Below are 25,673 nucleotides of genomic sequence, written 5' to 3' on the forward strand. Positions count from 1 at the left end.
TTTATACATAAAATACCTGAAAAATACAGGTTTCTATTTTTGTCTTTATTGACGATTTTATGTATAAATAACTTGATGTATTATATCTCAATCCAGATAAGATTTTAATAAAACTACTATGTTTATCGATACACATTGCCATTTGGATTTTACTATTTTTGATAAAAACCGCCAAAACTTGATTTTTGAGTGTGATAAACTTGGTGTTAAAAGGTTTATAAATCCAGCAACTCAAAGCTCCAGTTGGGACAAACTACTAACTATAAATAAGCAATTTAATAATATCCATATATGTTTTGGTTTACATCCTATTTTTATAGACTTACATCAAGATTCTGACATTTTTAAATTAGAAGAATATACTCAAAACACTAAAACTAAACTTATAGGTGAAATTGGTTTAGATAAACGTCTACAAAACTTTGATAAGCAGATTAAGTTTTTTAAAAGCCAAATCAATATTGCAAAAAACCTTAATAAAAAAGTTATTATTCACTCCGTTAGATCTCATAATGAAATTATAAAAATTATCAAAACTACCAACTTTACAAGTGGTGGTATAATTCATGCTTTTAATGCTAACACTGATATAGCTAAAACGTATATTGATCTTGGCTTTAAGCTAGGCATAGGTAGTATTATTTCACACCCACACTCAAAGCTAAAGCAAACCTTGAAAAATATAGACTCAAAAAATATTGTTTTAGAAACTGATTCTCCAGATATGCAACTTTATACAGAACAACAAAGTACTAATACGCCCAAAAACATACCTAAAATTTTTGAGCTTGTAAGCAATATTTATGAATTAAACCCTGATATACTAAAACAACAAATTTATAATACTAGTCTAGAGTTTATCTAAAAATGTATATATCTAATTTACGACTTCAAAACTTTAGAAATATACAATCTAAAAGTTTTGATTTTAACTCTAGTATTAACTTTATTATTGGCAAAAATGGCTCTGGAAAGACTTCTATACTTGAGGCTATATATTTTTTATCTCATAGTAGATCATTTCGTAGCTCTCAGCTTAACCGAATAGTCAACCATGATGCTGATGAGTTTATCATATTTGCAAAAGCTTATAATTCTGATGAAATAACAATGGCTATATCTCGTAAAAAAAATGGTAGTAGTATCTCTAAGCTTAATTTAGAAATACAAAAAAACTATACTGAAATTACTAGAAATCTGCCCATACAGTTAATCAATCCTGAAGCTTTTAATCTAATTAATTCTGGAGCTCAACAACGGTGCAAAATCCTTGATTGGGGAGCATTTTACCTTGATAAAACTTTTCTAAAAATATGGCAACAAACTAAATTTCTTGTAAAACAAAGAAATTCCGCTCTAAAGCAAAACTACCCTCATACTTACATAGTAGGTATAGATAAAAAACTTAATGAATTTGGCAATATCCTTGACTTAAAAAGGCAAAGTTACTTTACAAAACTAAAACCTAAAATCTACGAAATACTTACCAAATTTAACCCAGACTTGCAATTAAATATAGAATATTACCGTGGTTGGAATAGTGATAAAAGTCTAATGGAAGTTTTAACAGAATCTTTTGATTATGACAATAAATATAAGATCACTAATCATGGTCCACATAAGGCTGATATCGTCTTGACTATAAATAACAAACCTATACAAGATATATTTTCAAGAGGGCAGCAAAAATTGCTTATTTGCGCTATAAAATTAGCTCAAGGAGAAATCCATAACCTTGAAAATGAAAATAAATGTATCTATTTAATAGATGATATAACTTCTGAGCTAGATAATAACCATACTCAAATGTTATTTAACTATCTAAAGAAACTAAGCTCACAAGTTTTTATAACTACTACAGAAGAAAGTAAAATTTTAGATTTCATCGAACAAGATAATCATATTATAAGGATCAAAGAATAGAAGCCTATATTAATTAATCATTGCCGTAAAGACGGTAAGCTTTTAGCTTTTAGCTTTTATCCAGTATTTGAAGGATCCCCGTGTCAAGCACGATGACGACGAGTTAGGTAGTGTTAAATAGGCTTTTATGATTAAACCAACAAGTTTAGAAAATGGAACTGTTGAAAACTAAAAATATCAACCAATTTAGTATAAATATTTTTATATATTTACTAATTATCCTCTTGCACACTAAAATCAACTTATCTTATAATAGATACATAAGTTTAGCTGTCTGGGTTATTCGTAATTTGGTTACAATCTTGAGCCGATAGTTTTACTAAAGGGAGTTTTGGTGTTTCACCTAGAGAGCAAGCTTTGGTATCTTTTAGATATTAGCAAAGAAGCCCAACGGTGGAACTATGACACCCACTTGATACCACAGGGATCAAGAACATTGGACCAAAACGGTAACCTGGATAGCTAATTTATTTATGAATAAATCACAAATACGTAAACAATTATTACAAATTCGTAATGATCTTCCAAATAAAGATCTATTATCTGAAGATATTGCTAATAAGGTTATTAACTACATAAACCAGAATTTTACAACTCCTAAAATTGCTAGTTTTCTCTCCTTAAAAAATGAAGTTAACACAAAAACTATAAATAACTATTTTGAAGTTTACCTACCAATAATACACCCTTGTATTAAGCATGGACTCTGGTTTGCAAAAGACACTAAGTCCTATTACACAAACAAATACAAAATCAACGAGCCGGTGTATTCAATAACTAGCGTTACAGCACCTTGGGAGCTTGATATAATAATAATCCCATTAGTAGGATTCAACAAACAAAAATACCGTATGGGTATGGGTGGTGGATACTATGACTATTCATTACACTTTAAAAAAAACTTTAAGTATCCATTAATTATAGGTATAGCCTTTGATGAACAACAAAATAATGGTATTATCATAGATATACATGATATACAACTTGATATAATTATTACTCCAACAAGGATTCTGTAAATGGACATTTCGACTTTAGTAGATCAAATAAAGCAACGTATATTATCTAAACTTGATCCTAAAGCAAATATTAAACTAACAGATGAGACTTATAAACATATTAAGCACAAAGGCTACACTGAAGGAAAATACCATCTACTGCTAGAAATAGAGTCCAATAAACTTAACTCTATACCTAAATTATCCTCACATAAACAAGTATATATAGCAATTGGTGATTTAATGGCATATATACATGCATTATCTATTAAAATTAAACCGGAGCAAGTCGATGTTTGATTTTATAATACATTTTAACTCTTATATAAACTATTTTGTTGACACTCTAGGAATGTGGTTTTACGTTTTACTTTTTATAATTATATTCTGTGAGACTGGAATCGTGTTAGGAATATTTTTCCCCGGAGACTCTTTACTTTTTACAATTGGCTTAACAGCAGCTGCTACTAGTATTAATATACATGTAGCTGTTTTTACAATATGCATAGCTGCTATAATAGGGGATTCTTGCAACTATATTACAGGTAAGTTTATAGGTGAAAAGATGTTCCGCCCTCATGCGCCTATACTTAAATCTGTATATTTAGAAAAGACCAAATTATTTTTAGAAAAAAATGGAACTAAAGCAATTATATTTTCACGCTTTATTGCTTTTGTAAGAACATTAACACCTTTTGTAGCAGGGATTAGTAGGATGAACTATCCTAAGTTTGTTATTTTAGGCTCGCTTTCAGCTATTATTTGGTCTTTTTCTATTACTTATACTGTTTATTTTTTCAGTGAAAATAAATTTATAAAAGAAAATTTAAGCTTGATAATTATTCTGGTGATAGTCGCAGTCATAGGACAAGTGATATTAAAGTACATCCTTAATAAAATAAAAACAAAAAGATCTTAACCTTTGATAATTATTTTTCTATAATCTTACATAAAATACTTGAAAATGCGGGATTTATATCAAAGTATCTTTGTATGAGTTTAGTGCTATGGATTGCAGATAATAGCTAGCTATTATCAAAATTTAAAGTACTAAAATCATCAATAAAGACAAAAATAGAAACCTGTATTTTCAAGCATTTTATGTATAAATCTAAATCATTTGGAAAAGTTTATTAATGGACACTATAACAGCACTGTTGCATATTATCTTACACTTAGATGAGTTTGTAAGTACTTATATTAATATATTGGGCGACTGGACCTATCTATTACTCTTTATAGTCATATTTTGTGAAACAGGATTAGTAGTTACACCATTTTTACCTGGTGATTCACTACTTTTTGCAATTGGCTTAACAGGTGCTGTCACTACACTAAATGTTCACCTAGTTGCCCCTATTTTAGTTTTAGCTGCTATTTGTGGAGACTCTTGTAACTACTTTTTGGGTAGATTTATTGGTAAAAGGATTTTTAAGGATGACGCTAAAATACTTAAAACAGCTCACCTTATTAAAGCCCAAAACTTCTTTAATAAATATGGAGGTAGAGCGATAATTATTGCTAGATTTACACCATTAATTAGAACCTTGCTACCTTTCACTGCTGGTATGAGTAGGATGAGTTACATCAAATTTGTAGTATTAGGCGCAGTGGGAGCTTTTATTTGGGTATATTCTATCATCTATATAGCGTTCTGGTTTAGCAATAATGCTTTTGTAAGAAAATACTTTGGCTTATTTATAATTTTGATAGTCGTTGTCTCTTTAATACCACCAACCATATCTTTCATTAAAGCTTATAGAACTAAATTTTCAACAAATAACAACTCATCTCTTTAAACTTAAATAATCTAATAAAAGTTTCCTACTTTGAAGCTGCTTACCTACCAAAATATTGTCTAACTTTAATCTTGTAACTCTAGCTATAACCTTTAAATCTTGTTCTGTCCATTTATAGAGTGGTTCCCTTATCTTCATGAGGCTTAATCCTTTAACCGAGCTAGCACCAGCTACCGCAGCCTCTCTAAATCCAGCAAATAAAATATTGTAATTTTTAGCTGGCTCTATATTGTAACCATCAAGGTCATGCTCAACATACACACCTTGCCCTAAACTCTCTAAAAGTTCTAACTCAAAAAATCTCAACAAATACTTATAATTATCCTCACTCATATTACTCATAACAAAATCATATTTTTTAAAAAGTCTATCATCCTCATGAGAGTAGCTTAAAAGCAAAAAAATGAGTTCATTTATATACTGTAAAGCTAAAAGATTAATGTATGATTTTTTATAAAAAGACTCTATAAACTCTATATTATAAATCTTATTTAATCCTGAGTCTCGCTTAGCTAGGCTTATCTGTCCACAAAGTTTAACTAATGGTTGATACAAATTTTGCTGTTTTTTACTAGTTCTAATAATTCCAGTGAGCTTACCAAACTCACTCGTAAATATAGAAACTAATAGAGAATTTTCCTTGTATTTACGCTGATGCAAGATATAAAACTCATAGAATCTATCTTTCATTTAATTTCTCTATTAATTCTATAAGCTGGACAGCATTTCTATATTTTATTTCAGGTAACCCAAATATGTCTATTAAATTTTCTAGTGATACTTTTACACTTTCATTAGCCTGCAATTTTAGCTGTAACCATTTTGCCATAGCTGTTATGTAAGCATCACCAAAAACTTTAAAAGAAATTTTTTCTTTACTTACGTAAATTTCTACTGTTGAAAAATTATCATTAGTTTTATATTTTACTTGAGTAGGTAAAATCTCAGCATCATCTACTGATATCTTTGACAACATTTCTTTTACTAGACTATTGTACACTTATTTTAACCTCAGTATTTAAATAGTATCTGTATCACCAAAAGGTGATACTACTCTTAAAATATTCACCTTTTCTTTAATGAGCTCTGCTGCTTTGATTACTTCCTCTTGAGTTGTTGGTAATCCAAAAGAGACCCGAATTGTACTATCAGCATCGTCTGCACTTAAACCTATTGTCCTTAAGACATGAGATGGTTCTATTGCTTGAGAGTTACAAGCTGACCCCATTGATAAACAAACTCCATCAAGCATAGCTAGTAAAGTTTCTGCTTTTACACCTTTAATAGTTACATTTAAAATACCTGGATAACTATGTTGTAAGTCTGTATTAATCTTTATGTTCTTGATTATTTTGAGTTGCTCTAAAAATATATCGCGTAACTTATTAATACGCTTATAATTTACATCTTTATTACTAAATATATCTTTGCAAGCTTCAGCTAACGCAAAAATCTGATAATTAGGTAATGTTCCAGCTCGCATTCCAAATTCCTGCACACCGCCATGGATTTGTTTTACTAACTTAACCCTAGGAGCCTTCGATCTGACATATAAAAAGCCTATTCCTTTAGGTGCATATATCTTATGTCCAGATACTGATAACAAGTCAATATTCATAGCTTTAATATCTAAGTTCACCTTACCATAGCCTTGAGCTGCATCAACATGAAAAAAAACTTTATTACGTTTAGTAATCTCGCCTATCTTAACTAGATCATTCATAGTGCCTAGCTCATTATTTACAGCCATTAAACTCACTAATATAGTTCGTTTAGTAATAGCCTTTTCAAGATCTAAAATACTCACTTTACCTTTACTATTCACATCTAGATAAGTCACATCATACCCTTGTGTTTCTAGATATCTACAAACATCTAAGACAGCCTTATGCTCAGCTTTTGATGCAATTATATGTTTCCCTTTATCACTATAAGCTTGAGCGATGCCTTTTATAGCTAAATTATTAGATTCAGTAGCTCCTGAGGTAAACATTATTTCTCTATTTAAAACCCCTAAAGTTTTAGCAATATCCTCCCTTGCTGTTTCAATTTGATCTTTTATTTTTTCAGCGTCTTCATAAGTAGATGACCCTGAGTTAAAAAAATAATTATTATCGTTATTTATATAGTTTATAAGTTTATTTTTAACCGTTTCACTTAGTGGTGTAGTAGCAGCATAATCCAGATAGATAAAGCTCATTTAATCCGATATTTCTTTCAATTAATAGCTAATATTGTTATTATATCAAATAATTGCGTACATAGTACTTTAACAAAATCACTAACACGTCTAAGCTCTAAATCAGAGATGGTAAATCTGATTAATTTCACAAGTTTGGAATCTGCTTAGCCCATAAAAGAATAGTGGTTAAATTAAGAAGACCATAGAGGTCAACAAAAAACAAGCTGGTTCGTTAAAAAGTCAGCTATGAATATTACTTAAGGAATTTAAAAAATGAAGAAAATACTAATTAACAGTAAAAATAGCGAAGAAATTAGAATTGCTACTTTAGATAACGGCAAACTAATTGATCTAGACATTGAAAACGTTGATAGAGAACAAAAAAAAGCTAATATCTACAAAGGTTATATCTCAAGAATAGAACCAAGTTTGAATGCTATTTTTGTAAATTATGGTGAAGAAAAAAATGGTTTTTTACCATTCAAAGAGGTGTCTGAATACTATTTAAAAGATACTCCCACAGGTGAAAATATTGCTCATCTTTTATCTGAGGGTCAAGAGCTAATAGTACAAATAGACAAAGAAGAGCGTGGTGATAAAGGAGCTGCTTTGACTACTTTTATTACACTAGCTGGCTCATATATGGTGCTTTTACCAAATAACCCTGAAGGTGGTGGTATTTCACGTCGTGTTGAAGGTGAAGAAAGAGAAAGGTTAAAAAAATATCTCAAAGATTTAAATATCCCTAAAAACATGAGCGTAATTGCTAGAACAGCATGTGTGGAGTGCTCTTTTGAGGAGTTAAAATATGATTTTGATACGCTAGTTGAATTATGGCAATCTATCACACAAGCTTACCATAAGATAAAAAAACCCGCTCTACTTCATAAAGAAAGCGACATTATTGTTAGAACTGTTAGAGATCACTTAAAAGAAGATGTAAAAGAGATCATAGTAGATAGTAAAGAATGCTTTGATGATGTCAAAAGGCAACTTAGCTTACTAAGACAAAGCTTTGACACCAACAAGGTTAAATTATACAATGAAGAGCTACCTTTGTTTACTCAACATGGTATTGATCAGCAAATAGAAAATGCTTACAAAAGAGAAATACGTCTACCTTCAGGTGGCTCTATAGTAATAGATACAACTGAAGCTTTAGTAGCTATAGATGTAAACTCTTCCAGATCTAATAAAGCTGAAGATGTTGAAACCACAGCCTTTAAAACAAACTTAGAAGCTGCTGAGGAAGTTGCTAGGCAACTTAGAATCAGGGATCTTGGCGGGCTTGTAATTGTCGATTTTATTGACATGTCTTTCTATCCAAATAGAAAGCAAGTTGAAGAAAAACTTATGGAAGTTTTACAGCAAGATAGAGCTCGTATTCAAATGTCTCGTATTTCTAAGCTTGGACTTATTGAAATATCAAGACAACGTCTAAGCTCGTCTATAAATGAAAGTGTTATGCAAAAGTGCCCACGTTGTGAAGGTCATGGTTTTATCAAGACCACTCAAGCTACGGCTCTTACAATATTACGTAAAATTAGAGCTGAAGCCATGAAGGATGATACTAATGAAATCCGCGTACAAGTTCCTGTAGATATAGCTGCATATATACTAAATGAAAAAAGAGAAAATATAGTTGATATCGAAAGGATATCTAATGTTAAAGTCATGATTATTCCTAACTTTAATATGGAATCACCTAAGTTCCAAATGCAAAGAATTTGGGGTGCAAGCTACAAATCAAATCGTACAAGCCCAGAGCTTATCGAAGACGTATATAATCTTGAAATACCAAAAGCTGGTAAGAAAAAAGTTGCAGCTGTTGATTTAACTAAAGCTGTTGAAACCAAAGTTTCTGAAAAGAAAGAACAAAAACAAGAAGATCAAAGCTATCAGCCCAAAGAATCTAATACCAATAATATTAAGAAAAAAAGCTTATTTGCTAAATTAGCAAATGTCATCTTTGGTACTAAAGATAGTGCAAAAACTTCTGAAACTGTGCTAGATAAGAAAAAAGATGATAAAAATCGCCAGCAAAGAAACGACAAACCTAATAAAAATAAAGAAAATAAAGCCGTTGAGAAAATTGAGCTCACCAAACCTCTAAGTAATTCAACTAAAGATAACAATAGTAACGGTAATAATAACAAAAACCGCTATGAGCGTGATAACCAACGTCACAAAAAAAATAGTTACAACAATGAGCGTAATGATCGTAGTAATAAAACTAAGAAAAATGATGATACTGATAAACGCTCAACTAACAAAAATAATAACAGGTCTAGCAACATAAACATTAACGACGCTGAAGAAGTGGTTAATATAACACAATTAAAGTATGAAGCACAATCTATTGACAATAAGACAGACCTGGTTAAAAAAGTTATCTCAAAAAACCCAAATGAATTTATCTCTGTGATGGTTAAAGATATTTTAGATAACTATGATAGTTTAAAATGTGATGGCGCTAAGAAAGTAAAAACAGAAGAAAAGGTTGAAACTCAAAAATACCTAAAGTTTGATACTGTTTCTGTTGATGCAGAATTAGCTAATATTGCTAAAGATGTAAATGAAAAAGAAACTCAAGTCAGTATTGAACTTGAAACAAGTTCTAAAGAGCAAACTTTTATTGAAACTACTGAAAGACCTAAAGATACAAAGAAAACAGAAGTTAAAAAAACTACTCTAGCAACCAGTGAAGAAAAAGTAGATACAAACTTAGAAGGAAAAGACTCTAAAAAAACTACGAAGCCAAAAACGGATTCTTCTAAAAAAACCATAAAAGCCGCAAAGCCTGCTAAAGAAAAAGCTGAAGATAAAAAAGTAAAGCAAGAACCAGCTGATGAATTTATAAATTATTCTGCTGCTGTGGACTTTGAATCTCAAAAACTAATATAAGGGTTAAGGATGTTACAATACCCACATATAGACCCTGTCGCCCTACAGTTAGGACCAATTAAAATTCATTGGTATGGGTTGATGTACCTAATTGGCATTCTTGCTGGTTGGTTTCTACTTAAGTATAGAGCTAAAAGAAAACCTTGGTCTCCAGTTAAACCTGAGCAAGTTGGAGATTTAACCTTCTATATAGCTCTTGGTGTTATTTTAGGTGGGAGAATTGGTTATATAGTTTTCTATAATCTCTTATTTTATATACATAACCCTCTAAACATGTTTTCTTTATGGGATGGTGGTATGTCATTCCATGGTGGCTTTATTGGTGTATTAATTGTTTTTGGTATATATGCAAAAAAGTATAACATCAATTTTTTTGACCTTGGTGAATTTGTTGCTCCAGTTATACCAATAGGTCTAGGTGCCGGTAGAATAGGTAATTTTATCAATGGTGAGCTTTGGGGAAGAGTTACTGATTCTTCTATAGGCATGATTTTCCCAACCGGGGGTCCTCTACCAAGATACCCTTCTCAACTTTTTGAGTTTTTGTTAGAAGGTGTGGTTCTTTTTAGTATCCTTTGGATTGTAACTATAAAAAAACGTCCTAGATATTTGGTACTAGGTTTATTTATGTTTTTATATGGATCTGCTAGGTTTATTTGTGAATTTTTCAGACAACCAGACCCACAGTATGGTTATATCTTCTTTAATTGGGTAACTATGGGGCAAATATTATCTGCACCTATGGTTTTATTAGGAGCAATAATCTTAATCGCTGTGTTTGTTAAAACTAAAGGTAAAAAACATGCGTGAATATCTAAATTTCCTTAAGCATATCAAAGAAAATGGTACAGATAAGGGAGATAGAACTGGTACTGGTACAAAAAGCATTTTCGGGTTTCAGATGCGCTTTGATTTACAAAAAGGTTTTCCCCTTGTAACTACTAAAAAGATTCATCTACCAAGTGTTATTCATGAATTATTATGGTTTATAAGTGGTGATACAAACGTTAAATACCTTAATGAAAACAAAGTAAGAATATGGAATGAATGGGCAACTGAAAATGGTGAGCTAGGTCCAATATATGGTAAGCAATGGCGTGATTTTAATGGTCAAGGAGTTGACCAAATTGCTGAAGTTATAGAGCTTTTAAAAACTAATCCTAATTCGCGTAGAATATTAGTGTCAGCGTGGAATCCATGTGTAGTACCCACTGAAAAACTTTCTCCTCAAGAGAACGTAGAAATCGGTAATTCTGCCCTGCCACCATGTCATGCTATGTTTCAGTTTTATGTAGCTGATAATAAACTCTCTTGTATGCTTACCCAGCGTAGTGCAGATGCATTTTTAGGTGTACCCTTTAATATTGCTAGCTATTCACTACTTACACATATGGTAGCACAACAATGTGATTTAGATGTTGGTGAGTTTATATGGTCTGGTGGAGATTGCCATATCTATAATAACCATATAGATCAAGTTAATGAGCAACTTAATCGTACACCTTTAGAACTACCAGCCTTAAAAATTTTAAGAAGACCAGACTCCATTTTTGATTATAAATATGATGATTTCGAGTTTGTAAATTATAATTACCATCCTGCTATTAAAGCAAAAATATCTATATAAAGGAGCCATTTCCCAATGAGCCAACTTTCACTTAGTAAAAAGAAAATTCCTATATTATTATTAGAAGGAATACACAGTAATGCTATAGAATCTTTTAAAGCTGCTGGTTATGAGAACGTTGAACTTTTAAATACCGCTTTAGAAGGACAACTGTTAATAGAAAAATTAAAAGACTTTAAAATAGTTGGCTTACGCTCACGAACCCAATTAACTAAGGAAGTTTTAGAAAATTCTAAGCATCTTACAGCTATAGGCTGTTTTTGTATTGGAACTAATCAAGTAGATCTAAAAGCTGCTCAACAGTTAGGTATACCTGTTTTTAATGCTCCTTTTTCAAATACACGAAGTGTTGCTGAATTAGTTTTAGCTGAAGCTATCTTATTAATAAGAAATGTTATAGACAAAAATGCTAAAGCTCACCGTGGTGAGTGGTTAAAATCAGCAGAAAATGCAAATGAGATCAGAGGTAAAACACTAGGAATAATTGGATATGGGCATATCGGTATGCAACTTGGAATACTTGCTGAGAGTATTGGTCTAAATGTTATATTTTATGATGTTGAAGAAAAGCTTCCACTAGGTAATGCTACTCAAGTTTCTAATCTAGAAGGTTTACTCAAACAGTCTGATATAGTCTCTTTACATGTACCTCAATTATCTACTACTAGAAATATGATTTCGTATGAAGAATTTAATCTAATGAAAGATAACTCCGTGATTATAAATGCCTCACGTGGTAACGTTATAGATATCGATGCTTTAGTTAAAGCTTTAAAAACTAAAAAGCTTAAAGGAGCTGCTATAGATGTTTTCCCTAAAGAGCCTTCTTCTAAAGATGAGATTTTTGATAGTCCTTTAAGAAATTTTGATAACGTGTTTTTAACTCCACACATTGGTGGCAGCACTATAGAAGCTCAAGAAAACATAGCAAATGAAGTTAGTGCTAAACTTATTAAATATTCTGATAATGGCTCTACTTTAAATGCTGTAAATTTCCCAGAATTATCTCTACCAACTCATACTAACAGTCATAGAATTTTGCATATACATCAAAATATCCCTGGTATAATAAATGAGCTAAACAAAATTTTAGCTGAGAAAAATATAAACGTTGAAGGGCAATATCTTAGAACACTAGAAAGTATTGGTTATGTTGTAATGGACATCCGCTCAACTGATACTCAAGCAAAAGATCTTGTTGAAGAATTTAAAAAAGTAAAAGCAACCATTCGCGCACGTTATTTGAAATAGATGACAATTGCAATTAATAAGGCTAAAATTGTAAAGGAAATAACTTCTTTAAAGCCTTCTCACATCATTATAGGATATAGTGGTGGAGTTGACTCTAGTGTACTTTTAAATATATCTGTTCCAACCAATATACCTATAATAGCAATCTATATTAATCATGGTATCCATCCACAAGCTGATAATTGGCAAAAACATTGTCAACAGACATGCAAGCACTACAAAGCTGAATTTATAGCTCATACTCTTGATAAAGCTCCTAAGTCAGAAAGCTTTGAAGCATGGGCTAGTAAGCAAAGAATGATATTTTTTCAAAAGATAATGTCTAACTACCCTAACCCTCTACTACTATTAGGGCATCATCTAGACGACCAAGCAGAAACTTTTTTATTACAAGCTATTAGGGGTGCTGGGCTTGCTGGACTTTCAGCTATGCCGCGTTATAAAAAATTAAAATATGGAGCAGTTTTAAGACCCTTACTTAACTATCCTAAAGCTGAAATAGAGAAATTCGCTATAGATAATAATATCACCTATATATATGACGACAGTAATCAAGATAATAAATACCGTCGCAACCTAATACGTAACCAAATTATACCTATATTAAAAAGCTTTAATCCAAGTGTAAATAAAACTCTTTCTCGCAGTGCGGGTATTTGTGCTCAGAGCAATAACCTTTTGCATAAATTGCTTGCAGAAAAGTTAACAGAGATATCAGATAATAAACATATCAACTTAGACTTACTAATAAAACTTGATAGAGATGTTCAAACTAATTTATTGCATTTATGGTTTAAAAACAATACCCATTTAAGTCTAAAATCTAATCAACTTGATACTATTATTTCAACGCTTAATAATCAAGTAACTACTGGATGGCAATTTGACATAAATTACGATTACAAGCTAGTTGTAGAATATGGTTTATTAAAAATAAAACAAAACGCTCTAAAAGAGCTTTCTATAGACAAACAAACTATCATAAACTGGTTAGAACAACATTTTGCTGAGAAGAAAGATTTCTCTAAAGTAGTTATTAGAGACAGAAAAAGTTCGGATAAATGTAAATATCCAGGCAGACATAAAACTAATAATTTAAAAGTCCTTTTTCAAGAGCTTAAAATACCTGCCAATGATAGACATAAAGCAAAAATTATCCTATCAGATAATAAGATAATTGCTGTATACCCTTTTTTTATTTGTGATTATAGAGTCTAAATTACTCTATAATAATTCATTTATCATATTAATTTTTTAAAGCTTTTAATATAGCGTCTTTTGTTATTACCTTTAGCTGATGTATTTCCTCTTTTGTAGAGTTTAAAGGCGGTAACCAATATATAGTATTTCCTAATGGCCTCAGTAAAGCACCGAGTTTTATAGCTTCACGATAAACATCTAAGCCAAATCTATGTTTGCTCACATCTAAATCAGCTGCTATTACTGACCCAATATTTCTAATATTTTTTAAAATAGGTACCTCTTTCTGTATTTCTAAAAATGATTCTAAAAATAACTCTTCAAGTTTTAATACATTTTCTAAAACCTTCTCTTGTTCAAAAATATCTAAAACTGCGTTTGCACAAACAGCACCTAAAACATTACCACTATGGGTATGTGAATGCAAAAATGCTTTGGTTAAATCATCGCTATAAAACAGTTGATAATATTCATCCTTTGTCAAAACAACGCTAAATGGAAAATTGCCTGAAGTTAAGCCTTTTGATAAACATAAGAAATCAGGCTGGACGTCTAAATATTCAAAGGCAAACATCTTACCAAGACGCCCTATTCCTGTCATAATTTCATCAAAAATTATAAAAATATCATTTTCTTTGCACCATTTACAGAGTCTGTTGAGATAATCTTTGCTATATATTAACATCCCTCCAGCACCTTGACATATTGGTTCTACTATTAAGGCGTTTATGTTATCTTTATGCTGCTCAAGATACTTCTTTGATTCTAACCAGTGGGGTTCCGCATTCTCCCATAATGGATCATTTTTTCCTGTTACATAAGGGATATCCTTTAAAATAAAGCTTTCAAATAATAATGCTTTATAAGGTTCTGAATATAAACTACAATCACTGACGCTCATTGTAGCTAATGTTTCACCATGGTATGAATTTTCTAAGCATAAGAACTTAAACTTATTACTTTGGTTATTAAATTTCCTGATATGCGTGGTCATTTTTAAAGCTATTTCAACTGCACAAGAACCATCACTGGCATACAGGGTTTTATCCATATTAGTTAGCTTACATATTTTTTGACTAAAAGTATTTATTTCATCATTTGTAGTATTTGCAAATATGGTATGCTCATACTTATCTAGCTGAGCTTTTAATTTACTAATTATACTTGGATGCCTATGACCTAATGATTTACACCACCAACTAGAGGTAGCATCAAAAAGTTTTCTATTATCTTTTGTATAGATATATCTACCTTGTGTTTTTATGACTTCTAAAGGTGGGTTTCTTTCAAAATCTTTCATTTGGGTGCATGGATGCCATATATTTGTACTATAAGTCATTTGTAAACCGTTATTAAATATTAAAGTTGACAAATATTATACACGCAAGATAGAATTGTTCACAATTACAAATTACACTGAAAAAAACATGACGTTAGAACAAATACAAGAGATTTATAATAAACCGTTGACGGAACTAATTTTCCTTGCTTTAGAAACACATAAAAAGCATTTTACTAATGATATTGAGTTATGTTCTCTAAAGAGTATTAAAACTGGAGCTTGTCCAGAAGATTGTAAATATTGCCCACAAAGCGGACATTATAATACTAATATAGAAAAACATAAGCTTTTAGATAAAGATGAGATCTTAAAAGAAGCTCAAAAAGCAAAATCTAATGGTTCAAAAAGATTTTGTATGGGTGCTGCTTGGAAAAGTATACCTAAAAAAGACTTAGATAAAGTAGCTGAAATCATATCTGAAGTTAAAGGATTAGGTTTAGAAACATGTGTCACATTAGGAAGCATAAGTAGTGATGAAGCAAATTTATTAAAAGAAGCCGGGCTTGATTACTATAACCACAACTTAGATACGTCAAAAGAGTTTTATCCAAACATAATATCAACGCGTAAATTTGAAGAAAGAATAGAAACTATTAGAAATGTAGCTAATGCTAATATCAATGTTTGCTGTGGCGGCATTCTGGGTATGGGAGAGTCTTTAGATGATAGACTAAATCTACTATTAGAACTTTTAAATTTACCAGCAGTTCCTAAAAGTATACCTATTAATACATTAATACCTGTTAAAGGAACTCCTTTAGGTGATAAATATTCACAAGCTCAAGTTGATAATCTTGACTTGGTTAGATTTATAGCAACTACCCGAATCTTATTTCCACAAGCTAGATTAAGGCTTTCAGCAGGTAGGGAGCATATGTCTCTTGAAACTCAAACTCTTTGTTTCCTAGCTGGAATAAATTCTATATTTTATGGCAATAAGTTACTTACTGAAAATAATGCTTCCATAAACTCTGATAAATACCTAATATCAAAACTTGGCTTACACTCTAATGCTGTTGCTTAATTATAGGTAATTATGGAACATTTAGAAAAAAAATATCTTGAATATCAGCAAGCTAATTTACTAAGGGAGCTAAAAACTTATAATAATAGTAACGATATTATAGACTTTACTACTAGTGATTATTTAAATTTATCTAACTCACAAAATCTCGAAAAAGCTATTATCCAAGGATTTAAAAAGTACGGTTTCGGAAGTAAAGGATCAGCTATAGTCTGTGGATATAACGATAGCATTAAAGAGTTTGAACGAAGATTTTCTAAATTTGTAGGCTACCCTCAAGCTATATTCTTTAATTCTGGTTTTATGGCTAATCTAGCTATTTATTCAACTCTATTTACTAAACAAGATATTATTTTTACAGACAAGAACATTCACGCTTCTATTATCGATGGTATTAAACTTTCAGAGGCAAAACTCAAAAGATATAAACACCAAAGCACAGAACATTTAAAAACCATCTACGACCATAAGAGTTTTGTAATCACAGAAGGAGTATTTAGTACTACTGGCAGTGTTACTGATTTAAATAAAATATCTAAGTTTATAGATAATAATAAACTTATTGTAGATGAAGCACATAGTTTTGGAGTTATTGGTAATCAAGGTTCTGGCTCTATTAACCATCATAATTTAAGTCATAAAGAATGTCCAATAGCCGTTTTTCCTCTAGGCAAAGCTTTTGGTGGAGTTGGTGCTGTTGTATGCACTACCGACAAAATAGCAAATTATCTAATACAATTTGCTAGACATTATATCTATACTACCGCATTACCTGCTTTAATTTTAGAAGCATCGATAACTCAATTAGAAAACCTAAAAAATGCAAATATTCAAAGAGAGGATTTAAAAAATAACATTTATTTTTTTAATAGCTTGTGTCAAGAAAAAAACTTAAAACTAGTATCTGATGACGTCTCTCCTATTAGAAGCATTTTAATAGGAGATTCTAGCTTAGCTATAAAACTAAAAGTTGATTTAGACAAAAATAATATAGCTGTATCATGCTTTAGATATCCAACGGTACCAAAAAACCAATCATTACTTAGGTTCTCAATACATGCAAATAATACATTTGAAGAGATACAAAAAGCTCTAACTATTTTATCTAAAGGTATCTATCAATGAATAAATACAATAAGATTAAGCAAAATTTCTTTTATGCTAATGAATACTCGAATAATGCAACTGTACAAAATCTAGTAAGAAAACAGCTTCTAAATATAAGTTTAGAATTTGTAAATACACCTGTAAATAATCTCTTATGTCTTGGTGTGAGAAATACTTCAGAACTCTTAGAACTAAATAATACGTTTCAACCAAATACACTTGATATTGTTGATTTAGCTTTGCCAAATTTATCTAATTCACAAATATATAATGTTAAAAATATAAGCTTTTTTGAACTAAATTTTGATCAAGATTTACATTTATTAACTAAAAGCTATGATCTTATTTTTTCTAATATGTCTTTCCAATGGAGTAATAACCTAAATAATTTAATATCTAATTTAAAAAGAAAGCTAAATAGTAAATCTTTGCTAGCTTTTAGCACTTTACTTTCGGGTAATTTTTATGAAATTACAAACACCTTAAGAACAAACAAAATGCTTCCAAAAAATACTATTCTTAAAACAATTAAAGATAATAAATTAACATGCTTATATAACAGATCATACTATTTAACTCTTAGATTTGATAATTTTAAACAATTAACTGCACACCTTAGAAATACAGGAGTAAATACATATACAGGCTCATTAAATAAGGTAAGTTTTAGTACCATAAAAAATCTCTACAAACAATCTAATGACTGTAAATTAACTTATCATATTGGTTTATTTATATGCCATAAGGAGTAATTAATGAAAAAATTTTTTATAATAGGGATAGATACAGAAGTAGGTAAAACATATACTACCACAAATCTAATAAAAGCTTACGAATCACAGGGTATAAACTCACTCTGTTTAAAACCTGTAGCTTCAGGGAAAAGTGAAACTTCTGATTTAGCAGAGGATGTTGAAAGTATCCTAAACGCTTATAATTATAAATTCACTGCTGAGCAAATAAACTTAATTTCATTTGATCAGGCTATAGCACCACATATAGCTGCCATGAATTTAAACAAAAATATTAATCTAATGGAACTCTATCAGTTTATTACAGATAAATATAAACACAACTATGATATTTTACTTATAGAAGGTGCTGGAGGATTACTTACACCTTATTCTAATAATCTTACACAACTAGATCTAATAAAATCTTTACAAATACCAGTTTTATTAGTTTCTAGTATAAAAGTTGGCTGTATAAACCATACATTACTGACGATTAACGAGTTACAACGCCATAATATTAAATTAAAAGGTTGGGTAGCTAATTGTAATAGTGAAAAAACTTTCTATATTGATGAACAAATACAAACAATAGAACAGCTATCTGGCCAAGAATGTTTAGCAAAAATAGCTAAAAATAGCAATTATCAAGATTTTATCGAATTATCTAAAATACTAATCTCTCCAGATGAAAAAGTATAAGTATTACCATTAGATTCAATATGTATTTCACCAATATCAGATAAATCTTTATAGCTACAATTTGAAAAAAGCTTATCTCCTATTTTCAGTAAAAAAGTTTTATCTTTTAAGTAATTCATCTTTTCATAATCTACTTTAAAATAAGTGAATCCCTGTTTAACAAAGGTGTCTAGATCTTTACGAATTTCTGTAATAAGTGTAATTAGCAGTTCTGTTCTATCAATATGTTTCTTTGATTCTAACTTTAAAGAAGTCCATTGGTTTGCTATATCTTCATTTTTCTGCATGTTTACATTTAAGCCAAAACCAATAAATAGTTTTGCTTTGTTATTAATTTCAGCAAAAATATTTATAATAATTCCACTAACTTTTTTATTGTTAATAAAAATATCATTAGGCCACTTTAATTTAGTTTCTAGCCCAAATCTGGCTAACGTTTTAGCAATGCTTATCGATATAACTAAAGATAGACCTGTCAATTTTGACACGTCTAATTCAACAAACTCAAGCAAAGTGCAATATATGTTTTTACCAAAAGGAGAACTCCAACTTCTATTAAACCTACCAAAACCATTACTCTGATGCTCTGCTATAAAGATAGTATTTTTGCTAAAATTACCTTGGTTTTCTATAGCATATTTAGATGTTGAATCTATCGAATAAAAATATATAACTTTATCAAAAACTTTTTCTATTTTATTTACATCAATTAAATCTAATTTTTCTTCTAATAAATAGCCTATTTTGGGATTAGAAAAAATATTTATTTTATATTTGTCTTTTAATTTTTTTATATTCTTAGATACAGCTGCTCTTGTAATTCCAAGCTTATTTCCTATCTCTTCCCCACTTACATATTTTTTGTCACTTAAGAAATTAAAGATTTGCTGTTGAGTTTTGTTCATATTTAACTTTTAGTATTCTCTTTAAAATATTTACATAAGTCTACTAAAGCCTTATCAAACTCATCATTCACAAGCTGGTAATCATATTCATTAGCATGAGCAATTTCGCTTTCAGCTTGTTTCATACGGTAATCTATAGTTTCTTTAGTATCTGTATTTCTAGCTTCTAACCTATTTCTAAGCTCATTTAAAGAAGGTGGTAATATAAACAAACTTTTGACTTTATCTTTATAGATTATTCTTGTCTGTTGTGCTCCCTGCCAGTCAATTTCTAAGATTATATTTTTACCTTCTTTTAATAATCTGTCTAGTTCAGCTTTTGATGTTCCATAATAGTTTTTAAATACTTTAGCATATTCTAAGAAGCCATCTTTTTTTATTATATTTTCAAACTCCAATGTATCTACAAAATAATACTCTTTACCATTAGTCTCACCAACTCTAGGTAATCTAGTTGTATGTGATACTGCTACTGAAAAACTACTTTTACCGATTTGAGTTCCCAAAAAAGCTTTTAAAAGAGAACTTTTGCCAGCACCAGATGGAGCTGAAACTATAAAAATATAGTTACTCATAGTAATTAACTAAAATAAATATTAATTCACAAGATTATACAATTTTAAAACTGTAAATAGAACACAGCTTCCAAATAAACTGTATCCGTTAAAGTGACTTTATTTACTAGAATAATATTACCCCTTATTGTTTATCACTTATGTGTTGTGTTTTCAAATTCGATAATTGAGAAAAGCTTACGCTACAGCCTTCAACCTTACACTTATATACCCTCTACCGTATGTATGCGCATATGGTTTTTCAAGCTTGATGCACGGTTGAAACGTTGATCACAGAATTCACACTGAAATGGTTTCTCTCCTGTATGTATAAGTATGTGTCTTTTCAAGTTTGATGGGTCGGTGAAACCTCGACCACAGAATTCACACTGACATGGTTTTTCTCCTGTATGTATGAGCATATGTTGTTTCAAGTTTGATTGTTGGGTGAAACATTGACCACAGTCTTTACACTCAAATGGTCTCTCTCCTGTATGTATGAGCATATGTTGTTTCAAGTTTGATGTTTTGTTGAAACCTTGACCACAGACTTTACACTTATGTTTTCTCTCTCTAGTATGTATTTCTAAATTCCCTGTTGAATTTTCATTATCAACATTTAATGTTTCTTCCAAAAGAATATCTACTGGCTGAGGTTTATTTTGTCTTTTACCTAAAATTTTATCTGTTATTTTTGACTTTTCTAACTGTTTAACAGCTTTTTTTATTTGTTGTGATATGCTAATAGCACTGTTATTTACTGCAATGTAGGATTGATCTTGATTTTTATTGCCTAATTGGTCTATACCCAAAGAATTTTGTATACTATTGTTGGCTTTTTGTCTATCAGCTATTAAAAAATAGTGTTCTTGGCCAGGTATTGTATTATCATAGCCTACATCAATATCGATTAAATTATTTGACGGAGCTATAGCTGTTATTTGCTCAATAGGTGTTTGTCTTGACTCTACCATTATCCTGTGTATATTAAGTCTAATATTGGGGTATAAATTTACTAATAAAAACATAACTAAATCGCCAGCTTCGTTGTTCCATAATCCTGGATTTGCTATATCATAGTAAACTTTATTAAAATCACTAGCAGGAACAAAAGGCCTTAGATACTGCTGTACCATGTCATTTAGAATATATGAGGCTAATATAGCCCTTAAATTCTCACCAGAGTCAGGAAAGCCAACAATATCATGGGCTCTTCCTAAACGATGAACTTGTTTAACTACAGCATTATAAAAACAGTTGCCATCACGTGCTATCTCACCATTATCTTTAATGTTATTACGCTGTAATTCTCTACTTTTTCCTTTTTGTGGTCCATTTTTTTTAATGAAAAATTTACCTAATTCTTGGATAAACTGGTCAATTAATTTTTGATCTTCATAACTGTGATTACGCTTAATGATCTCGCTTTTAAGATTATTTTTCGGTAGTTCAATTTTGGGAGGAGTCGGCTTTCCTTTATAATTTTTTATTTCTACAGCCTTGGCTTTGCGTATTTCTTTATGTATATCTTTATTTCCATTAGGATAAACTTCTTTAAGATTATTAGCACTTAACTCATGTAGAAGAAAGAGTCTTTGAAGTATTATCACTCTATGGATGGTTTTCGAGATCATGTTAAATAATCTGTTGTCAGAAAATATTGATTCAAGGTTATCATTATTTAATTTATCGATATCAAAAATGTACTGCTTTAGTTCAGTTTCTAATTTACCTATTTCTGGAGTATTCTTTTTTTTAACCTTTTCATAATGCTTCTTATATTTATCAATTTGTTTTTTTTTAGCCTTAACATTTGCATTTAACCTAATTATTGTACTTTTGTATAGCCATTCAATATTTTGCTTTTGGAGAAATTTGATATAAAAATTATAAAAAATTTTTAATCCATCTTCACATTCAAAACTTATATCATACATATCCTGAGCATTCACTTTTAAACCTATATATTTTTCTTGATCACCAAACATACCCCCGTAACCTCTTAAAGCTTCTTTAGTAGCTTCTAATTTAGCATGAAAATTTTCAAGTAAAACAGCTAATAATAATCCTGCATACCCACTAGCAAAGCCTCCTATTTTTTCTCCCTCTTTTTGATTGTTTTTTAGTTGACTTATGGATGCTCGAGATTGTCTATATGTTTTATACAATGAATGAGAAGAATACAGAAGATAAATATGAACTTTTTTAAGTTTTTTTTTACAAGACGAAACGTTGTGAATGAAGCTTGCTAACTTTTTTAAATTTAAATACACTAACCCAGATAAGATCATGTGAGTTGTCTTACACACAAATAATAATGCGCCTGTAGGAGTCGGTAGTGTAGGATCGGGTACTAGGGTATTTTTTTATCAAATAAAGCTACTTTAGATAATGAATTATCTTCGTTAACTCTCAATAAATCTGATAGTGATTTAGAGCCATTTAATAGGGTTTGACTAATTTGTTTAGCTTGTTCTTTAGGTATCACTTCAGCTTTTGCCTTACCCTTAACAAAGTTAAAAACTTCATATTGGACGTAGTCAAAAGGTATTTGGAATGATGGATGTCGATAAATATTTTTAGTAAATTTTTTATCCCATGGGACTGCATAAATGTCTATATTTAATATATATAAAAGATTTATAAAGTCTTTTGGTAATTTTAAATGGTACATGGTTTTCCTTCTATTAGTTTGGCTGTTCTTAATTTATATTATACTAAAAACTTATTTAATTTTTAAAAAATATTTTATTTTGCAATTATACTGGTTTAGTTAATTTTTTATAAATTACTTAATTAATTGTAGTATATTTTTAAAATCATAAAGTAAGTAGAGTCGTTAGATTTTAAGTTTTTAAACCTTTTCTAATCTGCAGCGGGGCTTGTTTTGCTTTTGAATTTACAGGGTCTTTCTTATCGAGATTGACACTTGAGTATACAATCTTACAGTGTATGCTTAAAATTTGTGTTTTGTTAAAATAAAGATCAATAAAAAATTTTTTTAGTTATAAAAAAATTTTTAAAATAATTTTATTTTATTTAAACATGATATAATTGTTATATAAAACTTGTTTGTATAGTCTATAAAGAAGGAACTATAATAATATATGAAATGTGATGTTTGCAAAAATGATCTTTGCTCTTGCCATATTAAGAAAAAAATTATTAATATTAAACACAATTTCGCCAACAAAGATCGCCTTGTAAACCTTTTTATTAATTCACAGAATCATACTAAACTTAAACCCATACCTAACAATAGCTTAATAATAGGCCCGAAACCAATAATACAATTACCAAAGAATACTTCTAATATAAAAAACAAACATAAAAGGAACCATGCTCACAACTTTGATGTTAAAGATACTATTAATAACTATAGCACTATCAATAGAGTAGAAACAAAATCAGTTAATAGAACTCCTAGAGAATTTATCATAAGAGATAAATCTATAGTACATACACCCAAAAACAATTATATTGAACCGATAATCCATAATCTAAAAACTAAATCAATAACTCCTAGATATAAGGGAAATATTTTATTAAATAAGTTTATTCAATATTCTGAAAAAATACTAAATATTATAAGAGTTAACAATTTCAACACAAACCCTCTGCAATTATACTCAAACCATAAAATTTTTAAAAACAACCCTTTTAATTTGCAGACGCTTTTATATTATAACAAAAGCTTAAAATCAGAAATTAATACATTATTTAAAAATGAAAATCTTATAACATTTGGTTTTGAATATGAATTTGCAGGTTTTAATAAACAGCAGTTTCTTTCAATGAATAAAGAAGCCCAATATCTCTGTGCCACTGGACACAATGAAATCATGAAAGATTCAACTAATTTTATAAATGAGTGGAAAATTGAAACAGATGCACAGAAAGAATTAGAACTAGTTTCACCTATTTTATGTCTTTATACTTCTAATAAATATGATTTTACACAAAAGATCATAGCAGCATTTACATTTCTCGAATTTTACACTAAAGAAATATTGGATATAGCCAAAGATTCTAAAAACCTAAATATATTTTCTAAAGAGATCAATAAAAAGTATAATATTAATATTGAAAAGATAGAAAGTGAACATAATGAAACAGGACTACTAAATTTAATAAACACTAATTATCAGATCGAGCACAAATATCAAGGACAAATAAACAATAAAATTCGCGGTTCACACCTTAATATAGGTATTACTTTTGATTATTTAATTAATAACCTTCTGGAAAAAGATAGTAATTTTTCTTTTTTCATCACTATTTGTAAAAAAAATGGACAAAATACAACTCCAAATACAAAAGACTGGTTCTATATAAATAGTAATCTAATATCACAAAAATTATCCATCATATACACTAGTTTAAGATTTATATTAAATAAATATTTAAAAGGGGTAAATATTAATACTACAATTTGCTCTGCTCTACTGACACTGAAAATAATAGAAATAACTAGTTACATAGAAAAACTTTTATACAATTATCTCCATCATATTGAAAGAGATTCAAATTTACAGGAGATATATAAGAAATCACATCGTAGATTAACGAGCATTAAAAGTAACTCTTTTGATAAATTCTGGATTAAAACTGGTCTAGAAGGCATAATCGCATGTATATGCTTGTATGTTCCTGCCAACTATAGATCTCGTTTATGTACGGAGATACAAACAACAATTGAATCTCATAAAGACAATATATTAGAGTATTTAATGGAACAAATTTGTAAAACGTATAATATAGATAAATCTTCCTCCCATATTAATAAATGCTCCAAACTGTTTTTTCCATTGGATAAATATATATCTTGCATAATGAATAGAATGTTATCCAATATAGGAAGAATAAAAGGACTAACTATAAACTCCCATAAAGAAGAAGAAATAATATATGAAATAAACAATACCTTAAAATCAGCTATTGAGCTAAGAATAAGTACTGTAGCCAATGACATTTTTACATTTAATAACTTAGACATAGGTAAAAATTTATATAGTAGTCCAGAAAAAATCATAACTGATATAAGCAAATATAATAATTTAGCTTTTAAAAAAATGGATGAAAAATATAAATCTGATTTTAAACAATATATAGAAAAATCTAAAAATATAAGCGAGTTAATTGAAGCTTATGATATCGCAGGACTTACAGGTGCAAGAAATGAAACCTATTTGCCTATTAGAATGATGCAAAATAATATTCCCGAAGTTGTTATCGAATTTAGAAATCCCAGTCATAACATAGAATTTTTTATTAAAAAAATTCAACAACTTAATACTACAAAAAAAAGTAAAGAAAAGAGAAAACATTATGCAAAAACGCCAGAAAGTAGGCTCTAATTTTGGCTCCTCAGAGATATTCACCACTCCCTAAGAGCTAAATACAGTTTAATGAAGAGGCTCTAAT

General features: G+C 29.7%; 23 protein-coding genes, 1 other RNA gene and 1 pseudogene. 17 read left to right on the forward strand and 8 right to left on the reverse strand.

Annotation, left to right across the window (positions count from 1 at the left end; all coding sequences use genetic code 11):
* The first annotated feature begins 118 nt into the window (after window positions 1-118).
* The 7 genes from E4K63_RS04665 (at window position 119) to E4K63_RS04695 (ending at window position 4,720) form a co-directional block, all read left to right on the forward strand.
* Complete coding sequence (locus E4K63_RS04665) at window positions 119-865, forward strand: TatD family hydrolase (RefSeq protein WP_133941686.1); 747 nt, start codon at window positions 119-121, stop codon at window positions 863-865.
* A 2-nt stretch (window positions 866-867) separates the two neighbouring features.
* Window positions 868-1,923, forward strand: coding sequence for a DNA replication/repair protein RecF (gene recF, locus E4K63_RS04670; protein ID WP_133941688.1), 1,056 nt, complete (start codon window positions 868-870; stop codon window positions 1,921-1,923).
* A 268-nt stretch (window positions 1,924-2,191) separates the two neighbouring features.
* A non-coding RNA gene (gene ssrS, locus E4K63_RS04675) (6S RNA) lies at window positions 2,192-2,388 on the forward strand.
* A gap of 8 nt (window positions 2,389-2,396) precedes the next feature.
* Complete coding sequence (locus tag E4K63_RS04680; protein WP_133941690.1) at window positions 2,397-2,942, forward strand: 5-formyltetrahydrofolate cyclo-ligase; 546 nt, start codon at window positions 2,397-2,399, stop codon at window positions 2,940-2,942.
* A complete protein-coding gene (locus E4K63_RS04685; protein WP_133941692.1) occupies window positions 2,943-3,221 on the forward strand; it encodes a BolA family protein in 279 nt (92 codons plus the stop codon).
* Window positions 3,214-3,840 carry a VTT domain-containing protein gene (locus E4K63_RS04690; protein WP_133941694.1) on the forward strand — a complete coding sequence of 209 codons (627 nt, stop codon included), beginning with the start codon at window positions 3,214-3,216 and terminating at the stop codon, window positions 3,838-3,840. Before E4K63_RS04685 ends, E4K63_RS04690 begins: the two co-directional genes overlap by 8 nt.
* Before the next feature lie 217 nt (window positions 3,841-4,057).
* On the forward strand, window positions 4,058-4,720 hold the full coding sequence (locus E4K63_RS04695; protein WP_133941696.1) for a VTT domain-containing protein: 663 nt from the start codon (window positions 4,058-4,060) through the stop codon (window positions 4,718-4,720).
* On the opposite strand, the gene recO is transcribed toward E4K63_RS04695, so the two are convergent.
* Genes recO through E4K63_RS04710 form a run of 3 tightly spaced genes read right to left on the reverse strand, consistent with a single transcriptional unit; the run spans window position 4,709 to window position 6,920 of the window.
* Window positions 4,709-5,410 carry a DNA repair protein RecO gene (gene recO / locus E4K63_RS04700; protein ID WP_133941698.1) on the reverse strand — a complete coding sequence of 234 codons (702 nt, stop codon included), beginning with the start codon at window positions 5,408-5,410 and terminating at the stop codon, window positions 4,709-4,711. The genes E4K63_RS04695 and recO overlap by 12 nt on opposite strands.
* On the reverse strand, window positions 5,400-5,720 hold the full coding sequence (locus tag E4K63_RS04705; RefSeq protein WP_133941700.1) for a hypothetical protein: 321 nt from the start codon (window positions 5,718-5,720) through the stop codon (window positions 5,400-5,402). The genes recO and E4K63_RS04705 overlap by 11 nt, the downstream gene beginning before the upstream one ends.
* Window positions 5,721-5,738: 18 nt before the next feature.
* Entirely contained in the window at window positions 5,739-6,920 is a 1,182-nt protein-coding gene (locus tag E4K63_RS04710) for a cysteine desulfurase family protein (RefSeq protein WP_133941702.1), read from the reverse strand.
* Window positions 6,921-7,175: 255 nt separating this feature from the next.
* On the opposite strand from E4K63_RS04710, the pseudogene E4K63_RS04715 reads away from it, so the two are divergent.
* The 5 genes and pseudogenes from E4K63_RS04715 to tilS form a co-directional block, all read left to right on the forward strand.
* Window positions 7,176-9,452, forward strand: a pseudogene (locus tag E4K63_RS04715) (Rne/Rng family ribonuclease); the annotation flags it as partial.
* 363 nt (window positions 9,453-9,815) lie between these two features.
* Window positions 9,816-10,616 (forward strand): prolipoprotein diacylglyceryl transferase, encoded by an 801-nt coding sequence (gene lgt / locus E4K63_RS04720; RefSeq protein WP_133941705.1) that lies wholly within the window; start codon window positions 9,816-9,818, stop codon window positions 10,614-10,616.
* Window positions 10,609-11,433 (forward strand): thymidylate synthase, encoded by an 825-nt coding sequence (locus tag E4K63_RS04725; RefSeq protein ID WP_133941707.1) that lies wholly within the window; start codon window positions 10,609-10,611, stop codon window positions 11,431-11,433. Before lgt ends, E4K63_RS04725 begins: the two co-directional genes overlap by 8 nt.
* 15 nt (window positions 11,434-11,448) lie before the next feature.
* Window positions 11,449-12,684, forward strand: a complete 1,236-nt coding sequence (gene serA, locus E4K63_RS04730; RefSeq protein ID WP_133941709.1) for a phosphoglycerate dehydrogenase — start codon at window positions 11,449-11,451, stop codon at window positions 12,682-12,684.
* Window positions 12,685-12,690: 6 nt separating this feature from the next.
* Window positions 12,691-13,902: a tRNA lysidine(34) synthetase TilS gene (gene tilS / locus E4K63_RS04735; protein ID WP_133941741.1), complete on the forward strand. Its 1,212-nt coding sequence runs from the start codon at window positions 12,691-12,693 to the stop codon at window positions 13,900-13,902.
* Between the two features lie 28 nt (window positions 13,903-13,930).
* Here tilS and bioA read toward each other — a convergent pair whose 3' ends face one another.
* Entirely contained in the window at window positions 13,931-15,223 is a 1,293-nt protein-coding gene (gene bioA, locus E4K63_RS04740) for an adenosylmethionine--8-amino-7-oxononanoate transaminase (protein WP_133941710.1), read from the reverse strand.
* A gap of 88 nt (window positions 15,224-15,311) precedes the next feature.
* Here bioA and bioB point away from each other — a divergent pair, with 88 nt between their 5' ends.
* The 4 genes from bioB to bioD are packed head-to-tail and all read left to right on the forward strand — an operon-like array spanning window position 15,312 to window position 18,790.
* A complete protein-coding gene (gene bioB / locus E4K63_RS04745) occupies window positions 15,312-16,250 on the forward strand; it encodes a biotin synthase BioB (protein ID WP_133941712.1) in 939 nt (312 codons plus the stop codon).
* Between the two features lie 12 nt (window positions 16,251-16,262).
* Complete coding sequence (locus E4K63_RS04750; RefSeq protein ID WP_133941714.1) at window positions 16,263-17,375, forward strand: aminotransferase class I/II-fold pyridoxal phosphate-dependent enzyme; 1,113 nt, start codon at window positions 16,263-16,265, stop codon at window positions 17,373-17,375.
* A complete protein-coding gene (locus E4K63_RS04755; protein WP_133941716.1) occupies window positions 17,372-18,109 on the forward strand; it encodes a methyltransferase domain-containing protein in 738 nt (245 codons plus the stop codon). The genes E4K63_RS04750 and E4K63_RS04755 overlap by 4 nt, the downstream gene beginning before the upstream one ends.
* Before the next feature lie 3 nt (window positions 18,110-18,112).
* Window positions 18,113-18,790: a dethiobiotin synthase gene (gene bioD, locus E4K63_RS04760; protein ID WP_133941718.1), complete on the forward strand. Its 678-nt coding sequence runs from the start codon at window positions 18,113-18,115 to the stop codon at window positions 18,788-18,790.
* On the opposite strand, the gene E4K63_RS04765 is transcribed toward bioD, so the two are convergent.
* The 4 genes from E4K63_RS04765 to E4K63_RS04780 all read right to left on the reverse strand — a co-directional run bounded on the left by E4K63_RS04765 (window position 18,736) and on the right by E4K63_RS04780 (window position 22,923).
* Window positions 18,736-19,695, reverse strand: coding sequence for a biotin--[acetyl-CoA-carboxylase] ligase (locus tag E4K63_RS04765; protein ID WP_133941720.1), 960 nt, complete (start codon window positions 19,693-19,695; stop codon window positions 18,736-18,738). The genes bioD and E4K63_RS04765 overlap by 55 nt on opposite strands.
* Window positions 19,696-19,697: 2 nt before the next feature.
* Window positions 19,698-20,270 carry a guanylate kinase gene (gmk, locus tag E4K63_RS04770; RefSeq protein WP_133941721.1) on the reverse strand — a complete coding sequence of 191 codons (573 nt, stop codon included), beginning with the start codon at window positions 20,268-20,270 and terminating at the stop codon, window positions 19,698-19,700.
* A 203-nt stretch (window positions 20,271-20,473) separates the two neighbouring features.
* Entirely contained in the window at window positions 20,474-22,417 is a 1,944-nt protein-coding gene (locus E4K63_RS04775) for a C2H2-type zinc finger protein (RefSeq protein WP_166666896.1), read from the reverse strand.
* 185 nt (window positions 22,418-22,602) lie between these two features.
* Window positions 22,603-22,923: a hypothetical protein gene (locus E4K63_RS04780; protein ID WP_133941723.1), complete on the reverse strand. Its 321-nt coding sequence runs from the start codon at window positions 22,921-22,923 to the stop codon at window positions 22,603-22,605.
* Between the two features lie 433 nt (window positions 22,924-23,356).
* On the opposite strand from E4K63_RS04780, the gene E4K63_RS04785 reads away from it, so the two are divergent.
* Complete coding sequence (locus E4K63_RS04785; RefSeq protein WP_133941724.1) at window positions 23,357-25,606, forward strand: hypothetical protein; 2,250 nt, start codon at window positions 23,357-23,359, stop codon at window positions 25,604-25,606.
* Window positions 25,607-25,673: the final 67 nt, after the last annotated feature.

This window comes from Allofrancisella inopinata (assembly GCF_012222965.1).
GTDB classification, from domain to species: Bacteria; Pseudomonadota; Gammaproteobacteria; order Francisellales; family Francisellaceae; genus Francisella; species Francisella inopinata.

Coding starts and splice junctions, on each gene's coding strand:
- E4K63_RS04665 (WP_133941686.1), top strand. CDS start 119: ATGTTTATCGATACACATTGCCATTTGGATTTTACTATTTTTGATAAA.
- recF (WP_133941688.1), top strand. CDS start 868: ATGTATATATCTAATTTACGACTTCAAAACTTTAGAAATATACAATCT.
- E4K63_RS04680 (WP_133941690.1), top strand. CDS start 2,397: ATGAATAAATCACAAATACGTAAACAATTATTACAAATTCGTAATGAT.
- E4K63_RS04685 (WP_133941692.1), top strand. CDS start 2,943: ATGGACATTTCGACTTTAGTAGATCAAATAAAGCAACGTATATTATCT.
- E4K63_RS04690 (WP_133941694.1), top strand. CDS start 3,214: ATGTTTGATTTTATAATACATTTTAACTCTTATATAAACTATTTTGTT.
- E4K63_RS04695 (WP_133941696.1), top strand. CDS start 4,058: ATGGACACTATAACAGCACTGTTGCATATTATCTTACACTTAGATGAG.
- recO (WP_133941698.1), bottom strand. CDS start 5,410: ATGAAAGATAGATTCTATGAGTTTTATATCTTGCATCAGCGTAAATAC.
- E4K63_RS04710 (WP_133941702.1), bottom strand. CDS start 6,920: ATGAGCTTTATCTATCTGGATTATGCTGCTACTACACCACTAAGTGAA.
- lgt (WP_133941705.1), top strand. CDS start 9,816: ATGTTACAATACCCACATATAGACCCTGTCGCCCTACAGTTAGGACCA.
- E4K63_RS04725 (WP_133941707.1), top strand. CDS start 10,609: ATGCGTGAATATCTAAATTTCCTTAAGCATATCAAAGAAAATGGTACA.
- serA (WP_133941709.1), top strand. CDS start 11,449: ATGAGCCAACTTTCACTTAGTAAAAAGAAAATTCCTATATTATTATTA.
- bioA (WP_133941710.1), bottom strand. CDS start 15,223: ATGACTTATAGTACAAATATATGGCATCCATGCACCCAAATGAAAGAT.
- bioB (WP_133941712.1), top strand. CDS start 15,312: ATGACGTTAGAACAAATACAAGAGATTTATAATAAACCGTTGACGGAA.
- E4K63_RS04750 (WP_133941714.1), top strand. CDS start 16,263: ATGGAACATTTAGAAAAAAAATATCTTGAATATCAGCAAGCTAATTTA.
- E4K63_RS04755 (WP_133941716.1), top strand. CDS start 17,372: ATGAATAAATACAATAAGATTAAGCAAAATTTCTTTTATGCTAATGAA.
- bioD (WP_133941718.1), top strand. CDS start 18,113: ATGAAAAAATTTTTTATAATAGGGATAGATACAGAAGTAGGTAAAACA.
- E4K63_RS04765 (WP_133941720.1), bottom strand. CDS start 19,695: ATGAACAAAACTCAACAGCAAATCTTTAATTTCTTAAGTGACAAAAAA.
- gmk (WP_133941721.1), bottom strand. CDS start 20,270: ATGAGTAACTATATTTTTATAGTTTCAGCTCCATCTGGTGCTGGCAAA.
- E4K63_RS04780 (WP_133941723.1), bottom strand. CDS start 22,923: ATGTACCATTTAAAATTACCAAAAGACTTTATAAATCTTTTATATATA.
- E4K63_RS04785 (WP_133941724.1), top strand. CDS start 23,357: ATGAAATGTGATGTTTGCAAAAATGATCTTTGCTCTTGCCATATTAAG.